The organism is Pseudomonas sp. GL_139_B (assembly GCF_057834475.1).
In genome coordinates this window covers 4,503,090-4,526,762 of the sequence record NZ_CM174403.1, presented here as the reverse complement: position 1 = coordinate 4,526,762, position 23,673 = coordinate 4,503,090, and the positions used below count along the sequence as shown (strand labels likewise).

The 23,673-nt window shown below is 60.1% G+C and carries 26 protein-coding genes and 1 riboswitch; of the genes, 19 read left to right on the top strand and 7 right to left on the bottom strand.

Annotated features, from left to right (window positions below; all coding sequences use genetic code 11):
* Window positions 1-44: 44 nt before the first annotated feature.
* The 3 genes from AC3ISI_RS20670 to purM are packed head-to-tail and all read right to left on the bottom strand — an operon-like array spanning window position 45 to window position 2,475.
* Window positions 45-758 carry a DUF3108 domain-containing protein gene (locus tag AC3ISI_RS20670; protein WP_489333565.1) on the bottom strand — a complete coding sequence of 238 codons (714 nt, stop codon included), beginning with the start codon at window positions 756-758 and terminating at the stop codon, window positions 45-47.
* Window positions 759-766: 8 nt separating this feature from the next.
* Entirely contained in the window at window positions 767-1,417 is a 651-nt protein-coding gene (gene purN, locus AC3ISI_RS20665; RefSeq protein ID WP_489333564.1) for a phosphoribosylglycinamide formyltransferase, read from the bottom strand.
* Complete coding sequence (gene purM / locus AC3ISI_RS20660) at window positions 1,417-2,475, bottom strand: phosphoribosylformylglycinamidine cyclo-ligase (protein WP_454875996.1); 1,059 nt, start codon at window positions 2,473-2,475, stop codon at window positions 1,417-1,419. Before purM ends, purN begins: the two co-directional genes overlap by 1 nt.
* Before the next feature lie 384 nt (window positions 2,476-2,859).
* Here purM and AC3ISI_RS20655 point away from each other — a divergent pair, with 384 nt between their 5' ends.
* The 5 genes from AC3ISI_RS20655 (at window position 2,860) to AC3ISI_RS20635 (ending at window position 7,540) form a co-directional block, all read left to right on the top strand.
* Window positions 2,860-3,921: a DUF2066 domain-containing protein gene (locus AC3ISI_RS20655; protein ID WP_489333563.1), complete on the top strand. Its 1,062-nt coding sequence runs from the start codon at window positions 2,860-2,862 to the stop codon at window positions 3,919-3,921.
* 38 nt (window positions 3,922-3,959) lie between these two features.
* On the top strand, window positions 3,960-5,033 hold the full coding sequence (locus AC3ISI_RS20650; RefSeq protein ID WP_489333562.1) for an AI-2E family transporter: 1,074 nt from the start codon (window positions 3,960-3,962) through the stop codon (window positions 5,031-5,033).
* 230 nt (window positions 5,034-5,263) lie between these two features.
* Window positions 5,264-5,968, top strand: coding sequence for a DnaA regulatory inactivator Hda (gene hda / locus AC3ISI_RS20645; protein WP_010456804.1), 705 nt, complete (start codon window positions 5,264-5,266; stop codon window positions 5,966-5,968).
* Between the two features lie 228 nt (window positions 5,969-6,196).
* Complete coding sequence (locus tag AC3ISI_RS20640; protein WP_489333561.1) at window positions 6,197-6,838, top strand: C40 family peptidase; 642 nt, start codon at window positions 6,197-6,199, stop codon at window positions 6,836-6,838.
* A 165-nt stretch (window positions 6,839-7,003) separates the two neighbouring features.
* Window positions 7,004-7,540, top strand: a complete 537-nt coding sequence (locus AC3ISI_RS20635) for a C40 family peptidase (RefSeq protein ID WP_489333560.1) — start codon at window positions 7,004-7,006, stop codon at window positions 7,538-7,540.
* A gap of 111 nt (window positions 7,541-7,651) precedes the next feature.
* Here the strand turns inward: AC3ISI_RS20635 and AC3ISI_RS20630 are convergent, their stop codons facing one another.
* Together AC3ISI_RS20630 and AC3ISI_RS20625 are read right to left on the bottom strand one after the other, a co-directional pair.
* Window positions 7,652-8,965 carry a PQQ-dependent sugar dehydrogenase gene (locus tag AC3ISI_RS20630; RefSeq protein ID WP_489333559.1) on the bottom strand — a complete coding sequence of 438 codons (1,314 nt, stop codon included), beginning with the start codon at window positions 8,963-8,965 and terminating at the stop codon, window positions 7,652-7,654.
* A 67-nt stretch (window positions 8,966-9,032) separates the two neighbouring features.
* Window positions 9,033-9,617 (bottom strand): hypothetical protein, encoded by a 585-nt coding sequence (locus tag AC3ISI_RS20625; protein ID WP_489333558.1) that lies wholly within the window; start codon window positions 9,615-9,617, stop codon window positions 9,033-9,035.
* A gap of 157 nt (window positions 9,618-9,774) precedes the next feature.
* Window positions 9,775-10,009, top strand: a riboswitch (cobalamin riboswitch).
* A gap of 81 nt (window positions 10,010-10,090) precedes the next feature.
* Here AC3ISI_RS20625 and cobO point away from each other — a divergent pair.
* The 14 genes from cobO to AC3ISI_RS20555 all read left to right on the top strand — a co-directional run bounded on the left by cobO (window position 10,091) and on the right by AC3ISI_RS20555 (window position 21,561).
* On the top strand, window positions 10,091-10,702 hold the full coding sequence (gene cobO / locus AC3ISI_RS20620; protein ID WP_489333557.1) for a cob(I)yrinic acid a,c-diamide adenosyltransferase: 612 nt from the start codon (window positions 10,091-10,093) through the stop codon (window positions 10,700-10,702).
* On the top strand, window positions 10,699-12,081 hold the full coding sequence (locus AC3ISI_RS20615) for a cobyrinic acid a,c-diamide synthase CobB (protein ID WP_489333556.1): 1,383 nt from the start codon (window positions 10,699-10,701) through the stop codon (window positions 12,079-12,081). The genes cobO and AC3ISI_RS20615 overlap by 4 nt, the downstream gene beginning before the upstream one ends.
* On the top strand, window positions 12,078-12,728 hold the full coding sequence (gene bluB, locus AC3ISI_RS20610) for a 5,6-dimethylbenzimidazole synthase (protein WP_489333555.1): 651 nt from the start codon (window positions 12,078-12,080) through the stop codon (window positions 12,726-12,728). Before AC3ISI_RS20615 ends, bluB begins: the two co-directional genes overlap by 4 nt.
* Window positions 12,725-13,633: an adenosylcobinamide-phosphate synthase CbiB gene (gene cbiB, locus AC3ISI_RS20605; RefSeq protein ID WP_489333554.1), complete on the top strand. Its 909-nt coding sequence runs from the start codon at window positions 12,725-12,727 to the stop codon at window positions 13,631-13,633. Before bluB ends, cbiB begins: the two co-directional genes overlap by 4 nt.
* Window positions 13,626-14,618, top strand: coding sequence for a threonine-phosphate decarboxylase CobD (cobD, locus tag AC3ISI_RS20600; RefSeq protein WP_489333553.1), 993 nt, complete (start codon window positions 13,626-13,628; stop codon window positions 14,616-14,618). Before cbiB ends, cobD begins: the two co-directional genes overlap by 8 nt.
* Window positions 14,615-16,066 (top strand): cobyric acid synthase, encoded by a 1,452-nt coding sequence (locus AC3ISI_RS20595; RefSeq protein ID WP_489333552.1) that lies wholly within the window; start codon window positions 14,615-14,617, stop codon window positions 16,064-16,066. The genes cobD and AC3ISI_RS20595 overlap by 4 nt, the downstream gene beginning before the upstream one ends.
* 68 nt (window positions 16,067-16,134) lie before the next feature.
* Window positions 16,135-16,656, top strand: a complete 522-nt coding sequence (gene cobU / locus AC3ISI_RS20590; RefSeq protein WP_489333551.1) for a bifunctional adenosylcobinamide kinase/adenosylcobinamide-phosphate guanylyltransferase — start codon at window positions 16,135-16,137, stop codon at window positions 16,654-16,656.
* A complete protein-coding gene (gene cobT / locus AC3ISI_RS20585; protein WP_489333550.1) occupies window positions 16,653-17,708 on the top strand; it encodes a nicotinate-nucleotide--dimethylbenzimidazole phosphoribosyltransferase in 1,056 nt (351 codons plus the stop codon). The genes cobU and cobT overlap by 4 nt, the downstream gene beginning before the upstream one ends.
* The gene (gene cobC, locus AC3ISI_RS20580) at window positions 17,705-18,280 is read left to right on the top strand and encodes an alpha-ribazole phosphatase family protein (RefSeq protein ID WP_489333549.1); all 576 of its coding nucleotides are present in this window, start codon (window positions 17,705-17,707) and stop codon (window positions 18,278-18,280) included. The genes cobT and cobC overlap by 4 nt, the downstream gene beginning before the upstream one ends.
* A gap of 2 nt (window positions 18,281-18,282) precedes the next feature.
* Window positions 18,283-19,014, top strand: a complete 732-nt coding sequence (locus tag AC3ISI_RS20575; RefSeq protein WP_489333548.1) for an adenosylcobinamide-GDP ribazoletransferase — start codon at window positions 18,283-18,285, stop codon at window positions 19,012-19,014.
* A gap of 154 nt (window positions 19,015-19,168) precedes the next feature.
* Entirely contained in the window at window positions 19,169-19,573 is a 405-nt protein-coding gene (locus AC3ISI_RS20570; RefSeq protein ID WP_489333547.1) for a MarR family winged helix-turn-helix transcriptional regulator, read from the top strand.
* A gap of 53 nt (window positions 19,574-19,626) precedes the next feature.
* Window positions 19,627-20,835, top strand: a complete 1,209-nt coding sequence (locus AC3ISI_RS20565; RefSeq protein ID WP_489333546.1) for an MFS transporter — start codon at window positions 19,627-19,629, stop codon at window positions 20,833-20,835.
* A complete protein-coding gene (locus AC3ISI_RS20560; RefSeq protein ID WP_007977581.1) occupies window positions 20,832-20,954 on the top strand; it encodes a hypothetical protein in 123 nt (40 codons plus the stop codon). Before AC3ISI_RS20565 ends, AC3ISI_RS20560 begins: the two co-directional genes overlap by 4 nt.
* Before the next feature lie 55 nt (window positions 20,955-21,009).
* Entirely contained in the window at window positions 21,010-21,561 is a 552-nt protein-coding gene (locus AC3ISI_RS20555; RefSeq protein WP_489333545.1) for a glutathione peroxidase, read from the top strand.
* Between the two features lie 89 nt (window positions 21,562-21,650).
* Here the strand turns inward: AC3ISI_RS20555 and AC3ISI_RS20550 are convergent, their stop codons facing one another.
* Both AC3ISI_RS20550 and AC3ISI_RS20545 read right to left on the bottom strand, forming a co-directional pair.
* Window positions 21,651-22,922: an OmpP1/FadL family transporter gene (locus AC3ISI_RS20550; RefSeq protein WP_489333544.1), complete on the bottom strand. Its 1,272-nt coding sequence runs from the start codon at window positions 22,920-22,922 to the stop codon at window positions 21,651-21,653.
* A gap of 146 nt (window positions 22,923-23,068) precedes the next feature.
* Entirely contained in the window at window positions 23,069-23,551 is a 483-nt protein-coding gene (locus AC3ISI_RS20545) for a hypothetical protein (RefSeq protein ID WP_150778613.1), read from the bottom strand.
* Window positions 23,552-23,673: the final 122 nt, after the last annotated feature.

The window sequence follows — 23,673 nt, the reverse complement described above, 5'->3', positions numbered from 1 at the left end:
TCCGGAATCCTTATCGGACTCCGGATTTTCGTGTCGAGCCCGGTTTAGCTGCCTTTGACTGCTTTACCGTTGACCTTGCCGTCGAGGAGCATGATGTTGTACTCCTTGCCGTCGGTTTCAACTTGTTGCAGGCGAACCAGCAGGTAATCCCACTCCTTGGCGAACCACAAGACGGTGGTGCGTTTATTCTGTGTCGGGTCGCGCACACGCTCGACCTTGATCCCATCGATCTTGCCGGCCTTGGTGTCGACTTTTTCCGAGCCCAGTACGCGGAAGTCATAGGTATCGACTTCGCTACCGTCGATGACCTGATAGCTCATGCTCTTTTTGCCGGCGGCGACGTCGCGCTGAAGGGCCAATTGATACGTGGACTTGTCGAGCATCCCGCGGTTGAGCGGAACCTTGACCGGGTCGCCACGATCCATGCCGGTGACCAAATTGGTGGTCCAGTCGAAATCCAGATCAGACTTCTTGGCTTTGCCCAGGCCCCCACGCTCAAAGTGGTAGGACTGAGGCAGCAGGGTGTCCTTGTCCAGAGTCAGGGTGCTTTCTTCAGACAGGCTGGCGATCATCATCGATGCCTTGAAGCTGAGTTTCCAGACGCCGTTGGCTTCCTTGGTCAGGCTGCGTTCAGCCGTGCCACTCATGGGCAGCTGTTTCCAGTCGGCGGTGTAGCTGGCGGAGAAAGGTTGAAGTTCCGCAGCCTGTGCCAGGGGCAAGGCAAACAGAGCGCAAGCGAAGAGCAGGGCGCGACGCATAATATCTCCTAGGTTCGAATCAAGTGGCCGCTGGCCGCGAGTAACTTGCCATCCAGTAAAGCACCTTGTTCGCCGAGTGATAAACGACCTTCGGCAAACCAGCGTACAGCCAACGGGTAGATCAGGTGTTCCTGAGCATGGACTCGCTGCGCCAGACTCTGCGGCGAATCGTGCAACTCTACCGGTATTACTGCCTGTACGACCAGTGGTCCGCCATCGAGTTCCTCGGTGACGAAGTGGACGGAGCAGCCGTGCTCCGTGTCGCCGGCCTCCAGCGCGCGCTGATGAGTGTGTAACCCTTTGTATTTGGGTAGCAGCGACGGATGGATATTGAGCAGGCGACCCGCGTAGTGGCGCACGAAATCAGCGCTGAGAATGCGCATGAAACCGGCCAGTACCACGAGTTTGGGGTTGAAGGCGTCGATCAGTTCGATCATCGCGGCATCAAAGGCCTCGCGACCTTCGAAAGCCTTGTGATCCAGGGCGCGGGTGTCGATACCCGCATCCCTGGCACGTTGCAGGCCGTAGGCGTCGGCGCGGTTGGAAATCACCGCAGCGATGCGGACCGGGCTGTCGCCGGTCCGCGTGCTGTCGATCAAGGCCTGCAAGTTACTGCCGGTGCCGGACAACAGCACCACAACATCACAGGTCTTAGGCATCAGTGAGCCTTGAGGTTCTTCAGTTCAACCTGGGCCGCGCCTTCGGCAGCCGTGGCGATCTGGCCGATGACCCATGGCTGTTCGCCTGCATCACGCAGTACATTCAGCGCGGTTTCAACGTGCTCTTGTGCCACGCAGATGACCATGCCGACGCCGCAGTTCAGCACACGGTGCATTTCGTTTTCGTCGACGTTGCCTTTCTCTTGCAGCCAGTCGAACACGGCAGGACGGGTCCAGCTCGCCACGTCGACCACCGCTTGTGCGCCTTTTGGCAAAACACGCGGGATGTTGTCCAGCAGGCCACCACCGGTGATGTGGGCCATGGCTTTGACAGCGCCGGTTTCCTTGATCAGCTTGAGCAGCGGCTTCACGTAGATACGGGTTGGGGCCATCAGCAGGTCGGTCAGCGGTTTGCCGTCGAGCTGGATGTTTTCGATATCTGCGCCCGACACTTCGATGATCTTGCGGATCAGCGAGTAGCCGTTGGAGTGCGGGCCGGAAGACGGCAGGGCGAGCAAGGCGTCGCCGGCAGCGACTTTCGAGCCATCGATGATTTCGGATTTTTCCACGACGCCGACGCAGAAACCGGCCAGGTCGTAGTCTTCGCCTTCGTACATGCCAGGCATTTCAGCTGTTTCGCCGCCGACCAGGGAGCAGCCGGACAGTTCACAGCCTGCGCCGATGCCGGTCACGACCTGAGTCGCGGTTTCGACATTGAGCTTGCCGGTGGCGTAGTAGTCGAGAAAGAACAGTGGCTCGGCGCCGCAGACCACCAGGTCGTTTACGCACATGGCCACCAGGTCGATGCCGATGCTGTCGTGTTTGTTCAGGTTCAGTGCCAGGCGCAGCTTGGTGCCCACGCCGTCGGTGCCGGAGACCAGCACGGGCTGCTTGTAGCCGGCCGGAATTTCGCAGAGGGCGCCGAAACCGCCCAGGCCGCCCATGACTTCCGGGCGCGCGGTGCGCTTGGCGACGCTCTTGATGCGTTCGACCAATGCTTCACCGGCGTCGATGTCTACACCGGCGTCCTTGTAGCTCAGGGAGGGTTGCTTGCTCATGATCCAGGCCTTTAGGGGGGATTCAGGGGTAACGACCGAGTCCAGCGGGGACACCGAATTCGACGGGGGGCGATTGCCTCACACAAAATTCGGATTACCCGGCTGTTGCCGGTCTGCGAAGGCGCGCGATTTTATCAGGCTTGAGGGGCAGCGGCCATCCTCACGCCGACAGCAGGGGCATATCCCATTAAAAAAAATGATATTGAACGCCCCTAGTGGCGTGTTGCTTGGCTGTATAAGGTATCGCGATTAACCGTCTATCGTTATGGCAGCGTCAAAAACTTATCGGGGTCGGGTGAATGTTTTGCGCGAGGCAATGGTCACAGCCTTGCTCAATGCCTTCATGCGGTCAGTTCCAGCCGCTCTTGCCGTCAGGAATCTTCCATGCGTTTGCTTTCTAGATTTTTATGTTTGAGCTGTTTTTCCCTTTTCAGTCTCGCCAGTCATGCCGAAACCGTGAAAGGTCTCTATCAGGTGCGTGAGCCTGTCACCAGTCAGGCGCCCGAGGAGCGTGATCAAGCGACTCAGCGAGCTCTGGATACGCTGGTGTTGCGTCTGACCGGCGATCCGAGGGCGGTGCAAAGTCCAGGGTTGGCGGCCCTGCGCAAAGATCCTCAGCAGATCATCAGTCAATACGGCTTTGATGCGGGCCCGCCGCAAGTGCTGAAAATCGATTTCGACCCCAATACCACCGAGCTGGCGTTGCGTCGTGCGGGGCTGTCGTTGTGGGGCGCGAATCGTCCATCGATCCTCGGCTGGTGGTTGAACGACTCCACCGAAGGTTCGAGCCTGGTGGGCGATGGCCAGGCCAGTGCCGCGCCTCTGCGTCGAGCAGCACAACACCGCGGTTTGCCATTGCGTTTGCCGCTGGCGGATCTGAGTGAGCAGTTGGTGGCTACGGCGCCAACGCTGGAAGGCACGGATGCGACGCCTCTGCACCATGCATCGGAGCGTTACAACGCTGACGCCCTGCTCGCGGTGCATGCCCGGGAAGAGGGCGGTCAGTGGCAAGCCAAATGGAATTTGTGGTTAGGGGACAAAAAGGAAGCGGGCAGCGTTCAAGGCGCGGATCAGGCCGCGGTGGCCGATGCGGTGATGCTGGCAATCAGCGAGCGGCTGGCGCCACGTTTTGTCGTCAGACCGGGCGCTTCGGGCGAACAATTGCTGGAAGTGCAGGGCATGAACCTGGAGCGTTACGCGACACTGGGGCGATTGCTCGACCCTTTTGGTGCGCGCCTGCAAAGTGTTAGCGGTGATCGCATCCTTTATCGGGTTAATGGCAGCGTTGAGCAGCTGCGCTCACAGTTGTCGCTGGCGAAGTTGCAGGAAGTACCGGCCGGTGAGACAGCCACGCCCGTAGCACCGGTTCAGCCCGTGACGCAGGGTTCGACGCCTGCTACAGCGCCAGCCCCGGCGCCGACGCCGCAATTGCGCTTCCGCTGGTAAGGTTTTCTTTCTTTATATAGATGCATATGGAGTGGTACATGGCCGATACGCGCCGTTGGTTCTGGTTGGGTGGAGTCGCTCTGCTGTGTGCGTTTGTCTGGCTGTTGCATCCGATCCTGACCCCCTTTCTGGTGGCGCTGTTGCTGGCCTATATGTTCGATCCGGTGGTGGATCGACTGGAGAAGGCCGGGTTTTCAAGGACGTGGGGCGTGGTGGCGGTGTTCGCGTTGTTTACCCTGATTTTCACCACGCTGCTGCTGGTGTTGGTGCCACTGCTGGCCAAGCAATTGTTTCGTTTGTATGAGTTGGCACCGCAAATGCTCGACTGGCTGCAGCACACTGCACTGCCGTGGGCGCAATCGAAGTTCGGGTTGTCGGAAGGCTTCTGGAAATTTGACCGGCTCAAGGCCGCGATCAGCGAGCATGTGACGCAGACCAGTGACATCGTCGGTGTGGTGTTAAGTCAGGCCACGGCGTCCGGTCTCGCGTTGATTGGCTGGTTGGCCAATCTGGTGTTGATCCCGGTGGTGAGTTTTTACCTGCTGCGGGATTGGGACCTGATGATGGTGAAGGTGCGTAGCCTGTTGCCCCGGGATCGCGAAGAGCGCGCTGTCTTGTTGGCTGGCGAATGTCACGAAGTGCTGGGGGCGTTCGTGCGCGGGCAATTACTGGTGATGGTGGCACTGGGGGTGATCTACTCCGCGGGCTTGATGCTGGTGGGGTTGGAGTTGGGGCTGTTGATCGGTGTAATCGCTGGTTTTGCCGCAATCGTGCCGTACATGGGCTTTGTCATCGGGATCGGCTCGGCGCTGATTGCCGGACTGTTTCAGTTCGGTGGCGACCTTTATCCAATGTTGGGCATCGTCGCGGTGTTCATGGTCGGGCAAGCGCTGGAAGGCATGGTGCTGACGCCATTATTGGTAGGTGACCGGATCGGTCTGCACCCGGTGGCGGTGATTTTTGCGATTCTGGCGGGGGGGGAGCTGTTCGGTTTCACTGGCGTGTTACTGGCCTTGCCAGTGGCGGCAGTGATCATGGTGTTGGTGCGCCATGTGAATGATTTATATAAGGACTCTGAAATGTACAGCGGACCGGATGAGCCAAGGCGGTAAGGTTCGTTGAAAGGCCGTTGCGGCCGACCAGGATCATTGCCGGGTTGGCCTGCACTCCTCGCGTGGCTGTCACATGCAGCGCCAACAAAACTGTCATGAAACCAGCACGTTAACGCAAACCTTTGATTTTGCTTGTGGTCTGTCGCATTGTGCGACCAGCGTCACGGGTATAAACTTCGCAAACTTTACACAGAGGCCACTAACGGTTCTTTAGGAACTGTTCAGTCAGCATGAAACCGATTCAGCTGCCCCTAGGTGTGCGTCTGCGTGATGACGCTACCTTTATCAATTACTACCCAGGCGCCAATGCCGCAGCACTCGGCTATGTCGAGCGGCTATGCGAAGCCGACGCCGGGTGGACCGAAAGCCTGATTTATCTCTGGGGCAAGGACGGGGTAGGGCGTACTCACTTGTTGCAGGCGGCCTGCCTGCGCTTCGAGCAGTTGGGCGAGCCGGCGGTGTACTTGCCTTTGGCCGAGCTGCTTGATCGTGGTATCTCCATTCTCGATAACCTCGAACAATACGAACTGGTCTGCCTGGATGATTTGCAGGCGGTTGCCGGCCGGGCGGATTGGGAAGAGGCGCTGTTCCATCTGTTCAATCGCCTGCGCGACAGTGGTCGTCGCCTGCTCATCGCCGCGTCGACATCACCGCGTGAATTGCCGGTGAAACTGGCGGATTTGAAGTCGCGTTTGACCCTGGCGCTGATCTTTCAGATGCGCCCGCTTTCCGATGAAGACAAATTGCGCGCTTTGCAATTGCGTGCATCGCGACGCGGTTTGCACCTGACCGATGAAGTCGGGCATTTTATTTTGACCCGCGGTACTCGCAGCATGAGTGCGCTGTTCGAGCTGCTTGAACGTCTCGATCAGGCCTCTCTTCAAGCTCAGCGCAAGCTGACCATTCCCTTCCTGAAAGAAACCCTTGGCTGGTAACAAGAGCTTGGTGAAACCTAAGCCTGGCAGGGGGTTCGACCTATTTCAGGCGCCAAGAGATCCGCTTTCCTACAGGGCTGCAGGCTGCGCGAGTGTCTAAAATGGGCTTAAGCGCTTAGATGTTAGCGAGAAACTGATAAGTCACATAAAGTTCGATTGAATTTGCAAATGAGGATGATAGCGGGCATAGTCTCGGCTTCTTTACAACTATCAGCCACGGTCGTGCCCATGCTAAAGCGCTTCGCACCCCTCGTGCCTCTCGCACTCGTCACCCTGTTGTTCGGTTGCGCTGCTCACTCTCCAGTGTCCCAGCAAGAGCAACAACAGCAGGTTAAAAATTCAGTTACTGCACAATCTTCTTCCGTTCTTTTCCAGGACGCTCTTTACCAGGAAGAGGCGGCCACCAATAAAGAGCTGGCCAGCTTTGCCGACGGCAAGGGCTATCAGCTACCGGTTCTGGCTGACAGCATCCTCGAGCGTGGCAAGTCCCTGATCGGTACCCGTTATCGTTTCGGCGGTACCTCTGAAGACGGTTTCGATTGCAGCGGTTTCATCGGTTATCTGTTCCGTGAAGAAGCGGGCATGAACCTGCCACGCTCCACGCGCGAAATGATCAACGTGAATGCGCCACTGGTATCTCGCAGTGCGCTGAAGCCGGGCGATTTGCTGTTCTTCGCTACCAATGGTCGTCGCGGCCGCGTCAGTCACGCCGGGATCTACCTGGGTGACAACCAGTTTATCCATTCCAGCAGCCGCAAAAGCGGTGGTGTTCGGGTCGACAGCCTGGGCGACAGCTACTGGAACAAGACCTTCATCGAGGCCAAGCGCGCCCTCGCGATGGCCCCGACCGTGGTCACCGCTCGCAAGTAAACGTACAGGTTGTAAGGCGAAGTTAAAGTCTTACTTGAACTTTGCCGCGTAGCCGCTAGAATTCTGATCTATTAATGATGGCAAACCGCCTGCGCCCCGCGCAGGCGGTTTTCTTTTCTGCACCCCCGGCAGAAAAAGCCGCAGCCAGATCAGGATGTTCTGCTTATGACGATGTCGGCCCGCCTCGCACTCCTGTTCTTCTTCGCAGCGCTGCTCAGCGCCTGTGCCAGCCGCACCCCACCTGCGCCGGTGGTTCGCGCGCCCATTATTTTCGGTAACCCGCAGTCCTTTTCCCCTGAAGCAGAAGACGTGCTATTCCGCGCGCTCGGTCTGGTGGGGACGCCGTATCGCTGGGGTGGCAACACGCCGGATTCGGGCTTTGATTGCAGTGGGTTGATCGGTTACGTCTACCGTGATGTTGCCGGCATTTCCTTGCCGCGAACCACTCGCGAGTTGATCAGCATGCAAGCCGCCAATGTGGGAAAGGAGGGCCTGCAAACTGGTGACCTGATTTTCTTCGCGACTAATGGCGGCTCTCAGGTCAGCCATGCCGGGATTTATGTCGGCGAAGGCCGCTTCGTCCATGCGCCCGCGACTGGCGGCACGGTGAAGCTCGACAGCCTGTCTAAAGCCTATTGGCAGAGGGCATACCTGAGCGCCAAACGCGTTCTGCAGCCCCAGCATTTGGCGCGCAATCCCTGATAAAGCGCTGACCCCTGGAGCGAGCTTGCTCGCGAATAGGCCGGCACATCCAGCATCAATATGGCTGGTCCACCGCTATCGCGAGCAGGTTCACTTCTACAGGTGTTGCAGTTATTTGGCTGCGGTCACGCGCCACACCTTGTTCCCCACATCGTCCGCCACCAGCAAGCCACCCTGCTGATCGATCACCACGCCCACCGGCCGGCCCCTGGCCTCTTCGTCGTTATTGAGGAAGCCTGTCAGCACATCAACCGGTTGCCCGGTCGGTTTGCCGCCCGCAAACGGCACGAAAATCACTTTGTAGCCACTGCGCGGATTACGGTTCCATGAGCCGTGCTGGCCGATGAACGCCCCTTCCTTGAATTGCGCGGGCAGGGTGTTGCCTTCAGCGAACGTCAGGCCCAGCGATGCAGTGTGCGGACCCACCGCGTAGTCCGGCATGATGGCCTTGGCCACCAGGTCCGGGTTTTGCGGCTCGACGCGAATGTCGACATGTTGGCCGTAGTAGCTGAATGGCCAGCCATAGAACCCGCCATCCTTGACCGAGGTGATGTAGTCCGGCACCAGGTCGCTGCCGATTTCGTCCCGCTCGTTGACCGCCGTCCACAGCGCGCCGCTGCGGGGCTCCCAGGCCAAGCCGTTGGGATTGCGAATCCCCGAAGCGAATATCCGGTGACTGCCGGTGGCGCGGTCCACTTCCCAGATCGCCGCGCGGCCTTCTTCCTTGTCCAGGCCGTTTTCACCAACATTGCTGTTTGAGCCCACGGTGACGTACAGCTTGCTACCGTCCTTGCTGGCGATGACGTTTTTGGTCCAGTGATGATTCAGCGTGCCCCCCGGCAGATCAATCACTTTGATCGGCGGCGACTTGATCGCCGTGTCACCGCTTTCATAGTGGAAACGCAATAAGCGGTCAGTGTCGGCCACGTACAGGTCATTGCCGACCAGTGTCATGCCGAAGGGCGAATTGAGGTTTTCCAGGAACACCGTGCGCGTTTCGGCGATGCCGTCGTGGTCCTTGTCACGCAGCAGCGTGATGCGGTTCGGGCTGGGAACGGTAGCGCCGGCGCGGCCCATGGCTTTGCCCATGACCCAGCCACGAATGCCTTTGCCGTCATCGGGTTTGGGTGGCGCGTTGGTTTCGGCCACCAGCACGTCACCGTTGGGCAGCACGTAGAGCCAGCGCGGGTGATCGAGGCCTTCAGCAAAGGCCGCCACTTGGGTCCCGGCGCCAGCGGTGGGTTTCGCGTCGGCCGGCCAGCCGATCGCCTGAGCGACGTTCACCGTCGGAATCAGGGTTTTATTCGGTTCGGGCAGCTTGGGTGACGGACCGGTGCCGTCGGAAACTTGCAGGGTGGAGGTTTCACCGCAGGCGGCAAGCCCTCCGGCGAGCACGATGACGAGAACGAGCGGGGACTTGCGCATGCTGGTCTTCCCTATGAATGCAGTGTCTTATTCATAGAGAAGATAAACAGCGCGATGGTTCAACCGGTCAGCCGCGAGCTTCCTTGAACAGGACGGCGATGCCCGGGTGATAGTTGCCGGCTTCGTTACGCAACTTGCGGTAGGCGTAGGGGAAATACCAGGCCACCGCGCAGCAGTGTTCCTTTTGCAGGTCGTCAACCATGTCCTGAAGTTCTTCAGGGGTGGCGCTCTGCTGGGCTTTTTGCGGAGCCACGAACAGGCAGCCGAGTTTAAGGTCGCTGGTGTAGCTGAGGCGTTTGGCGTCACTGGTGATGTCCAGCAGTGCCTGCGTCAGGTTCAGGCTGTTGACCTTGGGCCAGCGTTGAGTGGTCTGAAGATAGGCACGCTCTTCGGCGGTCGCGATAAACAGATCGGCGTGGGCATTGCGCTCGCCTTCTTCGATTTGTTTGCGGGTCGGCGCGCTTTGCAGGGTGACCATTTCCGCCATCCAGGCGGCGGTGGAGAGCAGGCCAAGGTTGGCCTTTTCGTCATGCCAGTAAGGCGCTTCGTTATCGCCGCGAATCGTGTTGTAGCGGTCGATACAGTCAAACCAGCGTTCCAGCACCGGTCGCAGGAATTCCAGCTTCGGATTGCTGATAATCATGCCTTGCATCTTGCTCACCCTTGTAATTGTGTTGTTGTTGGGTTGTGGCTCTTTGATATCATTGCTGGCCGTGTGCCGCAAGATTGGCGTCAATAAAATGATCGGCGGCAGTATATCGCTCGCCGCGGCTTTGTCTTCATTTGACGCTCCACCCCCAACCCTCTAACCTTCGCGGCTTGTTTCAGGTGCTCTGTGGCCGTGGCCGACAGAGTGAAACAGGGAAGCCGGTGAGTGACTTTCGTCATACGACGAATCTTCACGATCCCGGCGCTGCCCCCGCAACGGTAAATGAGTCAAGACTGCGCCTTGAGCCACTGTGTCTATCTTCGACATGGGAAGGCGCGCAGCCCGGCATATCGCCGCTCATGAGCCCGGAGACCGGCCTGATTCATCCAGCGGCATCACGGTGGGCGATGCCAGGCTTCTTGCCGTCTATTCTTGTGCCTGCCCGCCGTTATCCAGCCTCAACGGAGAGCTCCCCCATGACCGATACCCCTGATCGTGACGAACGCCATTTGGCGCGCATGCAGCGCAAAAAAGCCGTGATCGATGAACGCATCGCCAATTCCCCAAACGAGTGCGGTTTACTGCTGGTGCTGACTGGCAACGGCAAGGGCAAAAGCAGTTCGGCATTCGGCATGCTCGCCCGGTCCATGGGCCACGGTATGCAGTGCGGTGTGGTGCAGTTCATCAAGGGCCGCAACAGCACCGGTGAAGAACTGTTCTTTCGCCGCTTCCCGGAGCAAGTGCGTTTCCATGTCATGGGCGAGGGCTTTACCTGGGAAACCCAGGACCGCCAGCGTGATATTGCCGCCGCTGAAGCGGCCTGGGCAGTGTCCCGTGAATTGCTCAGCGATCCGTCCATCGGCCTGGTGGTGCTGGATGAGTTGAACATCGCCCTCAAGCACGGCTACCTCGACCTGGACCAGGTGTTCAGCGATTTGCAGGCGCGCCCGCCCATGCAGCACGTGGTGGTGACCGGTCGCGGCGCCAAGCCGCAAATGATCGAACTCGCCGACACTGTCACCGAAATGGGCGTGATCAAGCACGCGTTCCAGGCCGGAATCAAAGCGCAAAAAGGCGTCGAGCTGTGAATCAACCACGTCATTGCCCGGCGGTACTGATTGCCGCGCCGGCTTCCGGTCAGGGCAAGACCACCGTCACCGCCGCTCTGGCCCGATTGCATCGCAATCAGGGGCGCAAGGTGCGCGTGTTCAAATGCGGCCCGGACTTTCTCGACCCGATGATTCTCGAACGCGCCAGCGGTGCGCCGGTGTATCAACTGGACATGTGGATGGTCGGCGAGCAGGAAAGTCGTCGACTGTTGTGGGAAGCCGCCGCTGAAGCCGATTTGATCCTGATCGAGGGTGTCATGGGCTTGTTCGACGGCACGCCGTCCAGTGCTGACCTGGCGCGGCACTTCGGTGTGCCGGTGCTCGCGGTGATCGACGGCACCGCCATGGCGCAGACCTTTGGTGCATTGGCGTTGGGCTTGGCGAAGTATCAGTCGGACTTGCCGTTTGCTGGCGTGTTGGCCAACCGCGTTGGCACGCTGCGTCATGCGCAATTGCTCGAAGGCAGCCTGACCGAAGGATTGCGTTGGTACGGCGCTTTGTCGCGGGAAACCGGGATCGAATTGCCGAGTCGACATTTAGGGCTGGTTCAGGCCAGTGAGCTGAATGATCTCGATGTGCGCCTCGATGCGGCGGCCGATGCGTTGGCCAGCAGCTGTGAAGTGGCATTGCCGCCGGCGGTGGAATTTGCAGCCCCGGATGTAATCGCGGTCGAACCGTTGCTCGCGGGTGTGCGAATTGCTGTGGCCCGTGATGAAGCGTTCGCGTTCACCTACGGCGCGAGTCTGGATTTGCTGCGAGTCATGGGCGCCGAGCTGTCGTTCTTCTCGCCGATCCGCGACAGCGAATTACCGGGGGCTGACAGCCTTTATCTACCCGGCGGTTATCCGGAATTGCACCATGTGGCGCTGTCACAAAATACCTCGATGCTGAATGCGATTCACGCACACCATGCAGCGGGTAAACCGCTGTTGGCCGAGTGTGGTGGCATGCTGTATCTGCTCGACTCGCTGACTGATGTCGATGGCACCCGCGCCGAACTGGTGGGGTTGCTGAAGGGCGATGCAGTGATGCAAAAGCGTCTGGCCGCGCTGGCCTTGCAAGCGGTCGAACTGCCGGAAGGATCGTTGCGCGGGCACACCTATCACCATTCGCTGACCAGTACCGAAATTGAGCCGATTACGCGTGGCCTGAGCCCGAATGGCGGGCGCGGGGCGGAGGCGGTTTATCGTGAGGGGCGGATGACGGCTTCTTATGTGCACTTTTATTTTCCGTCCAATCCATCGGCGGTTGCCGCGCTTTTTGCGCCTGACCCTGAGGCCGCCATCGCGAGCAGGCTCGCTCCCACATTGGATCACCTAAACCCTGTAGGAGCGAGCTTGCTCGCGAAGAGGCCATGACTGACAACGCATTCAGTCAGGCCGAACGCGCAGCGGTCTACCGCACCATCGCCGAACGCCGCGACATGCGTCACTTCAGCGGCGGTACCGTCGAGCCTGAACTATTGCGACGCCTGCTCGAAGCCGCACACCAGGCACCCAGCGTCGGCCTGATGCAGCCTTGGCGCTTCATCCGCATCAGCGACCGAGCCCTGCGCGGCAAGATCCAGTTGCTGGTGGAAGAAGAACGCATTCGCACCGCCGAAGCCCTCGGCGAGCGCACCGACGAATTCATGAAGCTCAAGGTCGAAGGCATCAACGACTGCGCCGAGGTGCTGGTCGCGGCGCTGATGGATGATCGCGAGCGCCACATTTTCGGCAGGCGCACCTTGCCAGAAATGGACATGGCCTCGTTGTCCTGTGCGATTCAAAACCTCTGGCTGGCCTCTCGCGCCGAAGGCCTGGGCATGGGCTGGGTGTCGCTGTTCGAGCCGCAAGCGCTGGCGGACCTGCTGGGTTTGCCGGTCGGGGCCAAGCCGTTGGCGGTGCTTTGTCTGGGTCCGGTCAAGGCATTCTATCCAGCGCCGATGCTGGTGCTCGAAGGGTGGGCGCAAGCGCGTCCACTCAGTGAGTTGCTGTATGAAAATTATTGGGGAGAAAGTCAATGAGTGTGGCGTTATTGAGTGTCGCCGCAGTTGCGCTGGACGCGCTGCTGGGTGAGCCCAAACGCTGGCATCCGCTGGTAGCGTTCGGCAATTATGCCGAGCGCATCGAGCAACGTTTCAACGGCGGTGGTCGTGGCTGGCGCAGCCATGGCGTTACCGCGTGGGTGCTGGCGGTGCTGCCGCTGACCTTGCTCGCCACGGCATTGTCCTGGGCGCCTTATGTGGGTTGGGTCGTCGAGATTCTCGCGCTGTATTGTGCCCTTGGGATGCGCAGCCTCGGTGAGCATGTCGAGCCGGTGGCGAAAGCCCTGCGCAGTGATGACCTGGAAGAAGCGCGCACATGTGTGGGGTATCTGGTCAGTCGCCAGACCAGTGAACTGGATAAAACCGAAGTTGCCCGTGCGGCCACCGAATCAGTGCTGGAGAACGGCAGCGATGCGGTGTTCGCTGCGCTGTTCTGGTTTGCTGTGGCCGGTGCGCCCGGTGTGGTGCTCTACCGTTTGAGCAACACGCTGGATGCGATGTGGGGTTATCGCAATGAACGCTTCGAACGATTTGGCTGGGCGGCGGCGAAGATCGACGACGTCCTCAACTACATTCCCGCACGCTTGGTGGCGTTGACCTATGCGCTGTTGGGAAAAACCCGACTGGCGTTGAAATGCTGGCGTACGCAAGGCCCCACCTGGGACAGCCCGAATGCCGGCCCGGTGATGGCGGCGGGCGCCGGCGCATTGGGCGTCGAGTTGGGCGGGGCGGCGATTTATCACGGTGAGTTGCATCAGCGTCCGCAACTGGGCGAAGGCGTGCCGGCGGATCCCGATTCCATTGACCGTGGCTGGCAATTGGTTCAGCGCGGGGTATGGTTATGGTTGCTGATTCTCTGCGTGGGGGCTGAATTCTATGCTTGAGCACGGTGGCCGATTGCGCAAGGCGGCGCGCGAATATGGCATCGCAGAAGCCGATTGGCTCGACTTGTCCAGCGGCCTGGCGCCTTGGCCGTTTCCGATCCCGGACATCCCGCTGCGCGCCTGGGCACGTTTGCCGGAAACCGGAGACGGCCTGGAGCAGGCGGCCTGCGACTATTACAGCGCGGCGCAAGTGCTGCCGGTGGCCGGTTCGCAAATGGCCATCCAGTTACTCCCGCGTTTGCGGCGTGCCGGCAAGGTCGGCGTGTTGTCGCCATGCTACGCCGAACACGCCGAAGCCTGGCGACGCTGCGGCTACATCGTGCGTGAGGTGCTGGAGCAGGAGGTCGACTTCTTTATCGACAGCCTCGATGTGCTGGTGGTGGTCAACCCGAACAACCCGACCGGCCTGAGTCTGACCCCGAGTCGTCTGCTCGACTGGCACACTCGACTGGCCTCGCGTGGTGGTTGGCTGGTGGTGGACGAGGCGTTCATGGACAACACGCCGCAGTTGAGTGTGGCGCCGTTTACCCACCAGGTCGGCTTGATTGTATTGCGTTCGTTCGGCAAGTTTTTTGGTCTGGCCGGTGTCCGGTTGGGGTTCGTGCTGGCGGAACGCAAACTGCTCAACTTGCTCGCCGAGCAAGTCGGACCGTGGGCGGTCAGCGGGCCGACCCGTGTGATTGGCCAGGCCTGTCTGCTGGACACCGAAGGTCATGCCCGCCAACGTCTGCGCAGCGAGGAAGCCAGCGAGCGTCTGGCGCGGCTGCTTGAGCCGTTCGGCTTCAAGCCGCAGGGTGGATGCGCCTTGTTCCAGTGGCTGATCACCGACCAGGCCGAGCAATTGCATGAGTTCATGGCTCGGCAGGGCATTTTGCTGCGCTTGTTCCCACACAACAGCAGCCTTCGTTTTGGCTTACCCGCCGACGAAGCGGATTGGACACGCCTGGCGCAAGCCTTTGAAGCCTACGTCAAGGACGCTCAATGACTACATTAATGGTGCAGGGCACCACGTCCGACGCCGGTAAAAGCACACTGGTGACGGCGCTGTGTCGCTGGGTGGTGCGCCAGGGCGTAAGCGTCGTGCCGTTCAAGCCGCAGAACATGGCGCTCAACAGTGCGGTGACGGCGGACGGTGGTGAAATTGGTCGTGCGCAAGCCGTGCAAGCCCAAGCTGCCAAGCTTGAACCGCACACCGACATGAACCCGGTGCTGCTAAAACCCAACAGCGATACCGGTGCTCAAGTGATCATTCATGGTCGCGCGGTCACGACAATGAACGCGGTCGCCTATCACGACTACAAAGCCATCGCCATGCAAGCGGTGCTGGCCTCCCATGAACGGTTGAGTGCGGCGTATCCGGTGGTGATAGTTGAAGGCGCGGGCTCGCCGGCCGAGATCAATCTGCGTGCCGGCGATATCGCCAACATGGGCTTTGCCGAAGCGGTGGATTGCCCGGTGGTGTTGATTGCCGACATCAATCGCGGTGGGGTTTTTGCGCATCTGGTGGGCACGCTGGAGTTGCTCTCGCCGACCGAACAGGCGCGTATCAAAGGCTTCATCATCAATCGTTTTCGCGGCGACATCGCCTTGCTGCAACCCGGCCTCGACTGGCTCGAAGAGCGCACTGGAAAACCAGTGATCGGTGTTCTGCCGTACGTGATGGACCTGCATCTGGAGGCCGAGGACGGCATCGATCAGCGCCAGACCGACAAGGCCGACCAGGTGCTGAAAGTCGTGGTGCCAGTGCTGCCGCGCATCAGCAACCACACCGATTTCGATCCACTGCGCCTGCATCCGCAAGTGGACCTGCAATTCATCGGCCCCGGTCAGGCGATTCCGCCGGCCGACCTGATCATCCTGCCCGGCTCGAAAAGCGTACGCAGCGACCTCGCGTATTTGCGGGCCAATGGCTGGGATTCGGCGATCAGTCGCCATCTGCGCTATGGCGGCAAAGTGCTGGGGATTTGTGGCGGTTTGCAAATGCTCGGTGAGCACGTGCATGACCCGTTGGGTCTGGAAGGCACGCCGGGTTCAAGTGCCGGTCTGGGGTTGCTGGCGTTCGAAACACAGCTCGAAGAAGAGAAGCAATTGCGCAACGTGCGCGGGCGCTTGGCCCTGGAAGATGCCGCCGTCAGCGGCTATGAAATCCATGCCGGCGTGACCACCGGGCCGGCGTTGGAAAACGCCGCCGTGCAGCTGGATGATGGTCGCTGCGATGGCGCGCAAAGTGTAGATGGACAGATTTTCGGCACCTATCTGCATGGCTTGTTTGAATCGCCGGCGGCGTGCAGTGCGTTGCTGCGTTGGGCGGGTTTGCAGGCGGTGCAGGAGGTCGATTACCACGCATTGCGCGAGCGCGATATCGAGCGGCTGGCGGATCTGGTGGAGCAGCATTTGGATACGCGGCTGCTGCGTCAACTCTGCGGGATTTGAGGTGAATTCATCGCGAGCCTGCTCGCGATGAGGCCAGTCGCAACGCCGCCATTTAAAGGTAAATGACCATGCTCCAACTAATCCTCGGCGGCGCCCGCTCCGGCAAGAGTCGCCTGGCGGAAAAACTCGCCACCGACAGCCAACTGGCCGTGACCTACATCGCCACCAGCCAACCGCTGGACGGTGAAATGAACGACCGCGTCGCCCATCACCGCGCCCGGCGTCCCGCCGAATGGGCATTGATCGAAGAGCCGGTCGAACTCGCCCGCGTCCTGCGCGAAACCGCCAGCACCAACCATTGCCTGCTGGTGGATTGCCTGACGCTGTGGATGACCAATCTGCTGATGCTGGACGACGTCGAACGCCTCAATGCTGAACGCAAAGCCCTGTTGGACTGCCTGGCCTCGTTGCCGGGTGAAATCATTTTTGTCAGCAACGAGACCGGAATGGGGGTCGTGCCGCTGGGCGAATTGACTCGCCGTTACGTCGATGAAGCCGGTTGGCTGCATCAAGCGTTGGCCGAGCGCTGCCAGCGTGTCGTCCTGACCGTCGCCGGCCTACCCCTGACTTTGAAAGGAACTACGTTATGACTCAATCCTGGTGGCTGAACCCGTGCAAAGCGATCGATGCTCAAGCCGTCGAACAGGCGCAGGCGCGTCAACAGCAACTGACCAAACCGGCCGGCTCGCTCGGGCAGTTGGAATCGGTGGCGGTGCAATTGGCCGGGTTGCAGGGGCAGGTCAAGCCGAGCCTGGAGCACCTGTGGATCGCGATTTTTGCCGGTGACCACGGTGTCGTGGCTGAAGGCGTGTCGGCGTTTCCTCAGGAAGTCACCGGGCAGATGCTGCACAACTTCGTCACGGGCGGCGCGGCGATCAGCGTGTTGGCGCGACAGTTGGGCGCGTCCCTTGAAGTGGTGGATCTGGGCACGGTCACGCCGACCTTGAATCTGCCCGGCGTGCGCCACTTGAACGTGGGCCCCGGCACGGCGAATTTCGTCAAAGGCCCGGCCATGACGATTGACCAGGGCGAACTCGCCTTGCAGGCCGGTCGTGACAGTGTGCAGCGCGCCATCGCAGCCGGGGCTCAATTGTTTATCGGCGGCGAAATGGGCATCGGCAATACCACCGCTGCCAGTGCATTGGCCTGTGCCTTGCTCGATTGCCCGGTGGTGGATCTGGCCGGTCCGGGTACTGGCCTGGACGCGGCGGGCGTCAGCCACAAAGCTCAGGTCATCGAGCGTGCGCTGGCGCTGCACAGTGCTCAGCGCGGGGACACTTTACAGACGCTGTTCAACCTCGGCGGCTTTGAAATTGCCGCGCTGGTTGGCGCGTATCTGGCGTGTGCGCAGGATGGGGTTGCTGTGCTGGTCGACGGGTTCATTTGCAGTGTCGCGGCATTGGTTGCGGTGCGTTTGAATCCTGGGTGTCGTGAGTGGCTGCTGTTCGGCCATCGCGGTGCCGAGCCTGGCCATCGTCATGTGCTGGAAACCATGAACGCCGAACCGTTGCTGGATCTTGGCCTGCGCCTGGGCGAGGGCAGCGGTGCGGCGTTGGCCGTGCCGTTGTTGCGTCTGGCCTGCGATCTTCACGGGCAGATGGCGACCTTCGCCGAAGCCGCTGTTGCGGATCGTCCGGCATGACGTTGCGCCTGGACCTGCTGCGACATGGCGAGACCGAACTCGGTGGCGGGTTGCGCGGCAGCCTCGATGACGCACTGACCGCAAAAGGCTGGGAGCAGATGCGCGCGGCGGTGATTGAGCAGGGGCCCTGGGATCGTTTGGTCAGCTCGCCTTTACAGCGCTGTGCGCGGTTTTCTGAAGAGCTCGGCGAGCGACTGGGATTGCCGGTGCACTTGGATAAAGACCTGCAAGAACTGCACTTCGGTGCCTGGGAAGGGCAGAGCGCGGCGGCGTTGATGGAAACCGATGCTGAGGCATTGGGCCTGTTCTGGGCGGATCCTTATTCGTTTACGCCGCCGGATGGTGAGCGGGTGGCGGACTTTTCCAAGCGGGTGTTGGCGGCCATCGAACGATTGATCGTTGCGTACGCTGGTGAGCGGGTCCTGTTGATCAGTCATGGCGGGGTTATGCGGTTATTGCTGGCGCAAGCGCGGGGGTTGCCTCGCGAGCAGTTGCTGAATGTTGAAGTAGGTCACGGGTCGTTGTTTTCGTTGCGCGTCGAACCCGGCGTCATTCTCAAGGAAACGATTTGACCATGCTGCCATTCTGGATCGCCCTGCAATTTCTTAGCAGTCTGCCGATTCGTCTGCCCGGCATGCCGACTCCTCAGGAGCTGGGCCGGTCGCTGCTGTTTTATCCGCTGGTGGGGCTGCTGTTCGGCGTGATTCTGTGGGCGCTGAACTGGTTGTTGCTGGGCACACCGTTATTGCTGCATGCCGCGCTGTTGCTGACGGTTTGGGTCTTGCTCAGCGGCGCGTTGCATCTGGACGGGCTGGCCGATAGCGCCGACGCGTGGCTTGGTGGATTTGGTGACCGGGAACGTACGCTGACGATCATGAAAGATCCGCGCAGTGGACCGATTGCGGTGGTGACGCTGGTGTTGGTGTTGTTGCTGAAGTTCGCGGCGTTGTTGGCGTTGATCGAGCAGCAGCATAGCCTGTCCCTGATCATCGTTCCGCTGATCGGCCGTAGCGCGATGCTGGGTTTGTTCCTGACCACGCCGTATGTGCGGGCGGGCGGGTTGGGGCAGGCGCTGGCGGATCATCTGCCGCGATTGGCGGGTCAACAAGTGCTGGTGGTCAGTGCGTTGGGCTGTGTTTTGATCTCAGGTTTTAGCGGTGTTGTGGCTGTTGTTGTGACATCGGTTATTTTTCTATGGCTGCGGCAGCTCATGCTACGGCGATTGGGCGGGACGACGGGCGATACAGCAGGCGCGATGCTGGAGTTGCTGGAGATGGCGGTGCTGGTAGGATTGGCGCTGGTCTGACAGCTCCTGAGGTAAAAGTGCTGGCCCCATCGCGAGCAGGCTCGCTCCCACAGTTGATCGCATTCCCCCTGTGGGAGCGAGCCTGCTCGCGAATGCAGTCCATCAGACACATCGATATCTTGATTTAACACAACCGCGGGTATATACACGCACCATGCTCGACTCCCAATGTTTATGTATCAACCTGCGTCGCGCCGCCCGTGGCGTCAGCAGGCATTACGACGGCGCTCTGGACGGCTTCGGGATCAACGTTGCCCAGTATTCTTTGCTGTGCAATTTGCAGCGCCTGGATCAACCGAGTATTTCCACTCTCGCCGAAGCCATCGGCCTGGACCGTAGCACCCTCGGGCGCAATTTGCGGGTGCTGGAAGGCGAAGGGTTGGTGATGCTGGTCGAGGGCGAAGATATGCGTAATCGCATCGTCCGACTGACCGAGGCCGGTGCCGAACGTCTGAAGGCCGCCTTGCCGGCCTGGGAGGCAGCACAGCAGCGGTTGATTGACCGACTGGGTGCCGAGAAACGTGAAACCTTGCTGCGATTGCTGGACGAACTGGCCTGAAGCCGGTTTTTCCGATCTTAAGCGGGTATATACCCGCTACCGGAGAATAAGAAATGACATCGATGTGGCGTACTTGCGGTTGGGTGTTGTTGGGGAGTGCGCTGATCCTTGCGTTGTCTTTGGGCGTGCGTCACGGCTTCGGGCTGTTTCTGGCGCCGATGAGTGCCGAATTCGGCTGGGGGCGGCAGACTTTTGCGTTTGCCATCGCCTTGCAGAATCTGATCTGGGGCCTGGCGCAGCCCTTCACCGGTGCGCTGGCCGACCGCTTCGGTGCGGCCAAAGTAGTGCTGATCGGTGGCGTGCTGTATGCCCTGGGCCTGGTATGCATGGGGCTGTCTGATTCCGCCGTGACCCTGTCCCTGAGCGCAGGCCTGTTGATCGGCATCGGCCTGTCCGGCACCTCGTTCTCGGTGATCCTCGGCGTGGTCGGCCGTGCGGTGCCGCCCGAGAAGCGCAGCATGGGTATGGGCATCGCCAGTGCGGCCGGTTCATTCGGTCAGTTCGCGATGTTACCGGGCACGTTGGGCTTGATCGGTTGGCTCGGCTGGTCCGCCGCGTTGCTGGTGCTGGGCCTGTTGGTGGCGTTGATCGTGCCGCTGGTGAGCATGCTCAAGGACAAACCATTGCCTGTCATGGGCCATGAACAAACCCTCTCCGAAGCGCTACATGAAGCCTGCTCCCACTCCGGGTTTTGGTTGTTGGCGTTCGGCTTCTTCGTATGCGGTTTCCAGGTGGTGTTCATCGGCGTGCATTTGCCGGCTTATCTGGTCGATCAACATCTTCCGGCCACCGTCGGCACCACGGTGTTGGCGCTGATCGGGTTGTTCAACATCTTTGGTACCTACACCGCCGGCTGGCTCGGCGGGCGTATGTCGAAACCGCGCTTGCTGACCGGCTTGTACTTGCTGAGGGCGGTGGTGATTGCACTGTTCCTGTGGGCGCCCGTGACAACGACCACGGCGTACCTGTTCGGCATGGCCATGGGGTTTCTGTGGCTGTCGACGGTGCCATTGACCAACGGCACCGTGGCGACCTTGTTCGGTGTGCGAAACCTGTCCATGCTCGGTGGGATTGTTTTCCTGTTTCATCAGCTCGGCTCGTTTCTCGGCGGCTGGTTGGGCGGAGTGGTGTATGACCGAACCGGGAGCTATGACTTGATCTGGCAAGTGGCAATTCTCTTGAGCCTGTTGGCAGCTGCCCTGAACTGGCCGGTGCGTGAGCGGCCGGTAGCGCGTCTGCAATCACAGATGAGTGCGATATGAACAGTCTTTGGCCGCGAATCGCTGTAGCGGCCGTCTGCGCCTTGCTGCTGGCGTTGTCGTGGTGGGGCTGGCATCAGGGCGGGCTGGCGCTGATGCAGTTGGGCATGGGTGCTTGCTAGCGAGCAGTGAGGGCGAGTAACTTCGATTTTGACGACTTATCAAGGATGCACCGACATGCTGATGCGCTGGATTGCAGTCCCCGCGTTGCTGGTGGCGTTGACCGGGCTGGCTCACGCGGACGAGTGCCCGGAGCTGTTGCAAGGCTCATTGCAGAAGCTGCGCGCCAAGGAATCCATCGACCTGTGCCAGCGATTTGAGGGTAAACCACTGGTGGTGGTCAATACCGCGAGCCACTGCGGTTTCGCCCCGCAGTTCAAGGGCCTTGAGGCGCTCAATCAGCGTTTCAAGGGGCAGGGGCTGGAGGTGATTGGCGTTCCGTCGAATGACTTCAAGCAAGAGTCCAAGGACACCGCCGAGACCGCCAAGGTCTGTTACGTGAACTACGGCGTGACCTTTACCATGACCGAGCCGCAGGCAGTGCGAGGTGAGGACGCGACGCACCTGTTCAAGGTCCTGGCCAAACAGAGCAGTGCGCCGAAGTGGAACTTCTACAAATACGTGGTCGATCGCAAGGGCAACGTCATCGCCAATTTTTCCAGCCTGACCAAGCCCGATGATCCCGAGTTCATTGCAGCGGTGGAGCAAGCCCTGGCTTCCCAACCCTGATCAGCGCCCACTAAAAAGCCCCGCCTCTGTAGCAGAGTGCGGGGCTTTTTTGATTTAGTCGGCGAGTGGTTAAGGCTCGCCGTGAAACATCAGAAGCGGTAAGTCGCGCCGAGACCGAAACCGTTTGCCGAGTTTTCATACTTGGCGTTGTAGGTCTGGCCACGGTCGTTGCTGTTGTTGACCTTGACCGACTCTTCGCGCAGGTACGAATACGCCAGATCGATGGTCAGGTCGTCGGTCGGGCTCCAGCCAGCGCCCAGGCTGAGCGCTGTGCGATCGCCGGTCGGGATGCGTGGGGAACGATCGACGTTGTTGGTCGGTGCCTGGTCAACGGACAGACCGGTACGCAGTACCCATTGCTTGTTCAGCTGGTAGGCCGCGCCGATGGCGTGAGCCCAGGTGTCGTGCCAGTTCTGCTCTTCGGTGATGGTACCGAATTGGCCGTTCAGGACGGTTGGAACACCGCTGTTTTCGACGGTGATATCTTTCAGGCGGCTCCAGCGAGTCCAGGTGCTGCCTGCGTAAAGAGTCCACTGGTCGTTGAGCTGGTGAGTGACCGAGAAGTCCACCGATTCAGGCGTGGTCACGTCCAGCGAAGCGTCGTATTTCTGGTTCGGGTTCTGGCCAATCAGGCCCAGTACGTTGTAGCTGACCTTGGTGTCACCTTCGAGCTCGTACTTCACTTTCGAGTGGTAAGTCAGGCCGACGCGAGTGCTGTCGGTCGCTTGAACCAGTACGCCGATGTTGTAGCCCAGCGCGGTGTCGTCACCGTCGATCTTGACCTTGCCATCTGGCGCGGCCTGGGTGATCGACAGGTTCGATTCCAGGGTGCCGTTGATGTGGTTGATGGTCGGACCGAAACCGATGGAAACCTTGTCGTTGAAGGCGTAGCTGACAGTCGGTTGCAGGGTGACGACTTTTACTTCGCTCTTGCTACCGAAGTAACGACCGGCAAAGCCGTTTTCGTAGTCGGTTACCAGACCGAACGGTGCGTACACACCGATACCGAATGCCCAGTGGTCGTCGATTGGCTTGACGTAGTAGCCCATCGGCACGCCCATGAAAGGGACCATGTCACCTTTGTTGGTACCGCCATTCGGACTGGAGCTGGCGTCACTGATGTCAGTGTGCGCGTCGATGAATGAAACACCGCCAGTCACTTGTTCGCGCTTGATGCGGGACATGCCGGCCGGGTTGCCAGCAATGGTGGATGCGTCGTCGGCAGAAGAAGATCGCCCGGCAAAACCTGTACCCATCCCGCTGATGCTTTGTTCGTTGAGGGCAAAGCCACTTGCAAAGAGCTGGGTGGATGCCAGGGTAACGGCGAGGCTAAGGGTGGTTTTGAGCATTACTTTTTTCATTATTAGAACTCCTGGTGATCACCGGGGCGAAAATTACCAACATTTTCGTCCCAGCGCCATAGGCTGTAGGCCTTGAGTTAGAGCGGTTTTGTAGGACAATCCGACCAGGTTGGCGACCAATTGCACGATCTTGTGAAATTGGTGGGTCAGCAAGCGACCTGATTCAGGGGTGAAACACAGGTTTGCCAAGCGCTGGTGAAATCGCGCAGACGCCCTTGAGGCTGAAAGGTCTGACGCCAGATGCGGGCCATGCCTAACAAGTCGTCGGCGGCGGGGAGGGGGGTGTTCTGTTCTTCTACCAGCAGCCAAGCGATGGCAGTGGCGTAACGCAGGTTAACGGTCAATTCCAGGTGCGGCCCGCTAAGAAATGCATGTTGGCTGGCCAGGCCGCGGACAAGGCTCGCCCGTTCGGGGTCCAGTGCCAGGTAGTGATCCCAAAGTGCCTGGTGGCGGGGTTCGGCGATTCGGTACAGGCCGTGTCCGCGGCGGTCGTGCAGGGCGGAGCCAAGGGCCGACTGACTGGCGGCGATGCCCAGCAGCAAGGATTCGGCAGTTGCGCTATGGCGTCCGAGGTAAATCAATGTCGGACGAATCACATAACGGCACAGTTCGCTGGCAGCGATACCCATAAAGGCCTCGATGAATTAGGCGGCGATACCTGACAGGGGAGCGTTGGCAGCGGTGGATCGAATCAGGCTCGCCGGAAGCGGAACAAGCCGCTTGAGTTGAAGTGTAGTGTCATATTCGCGCC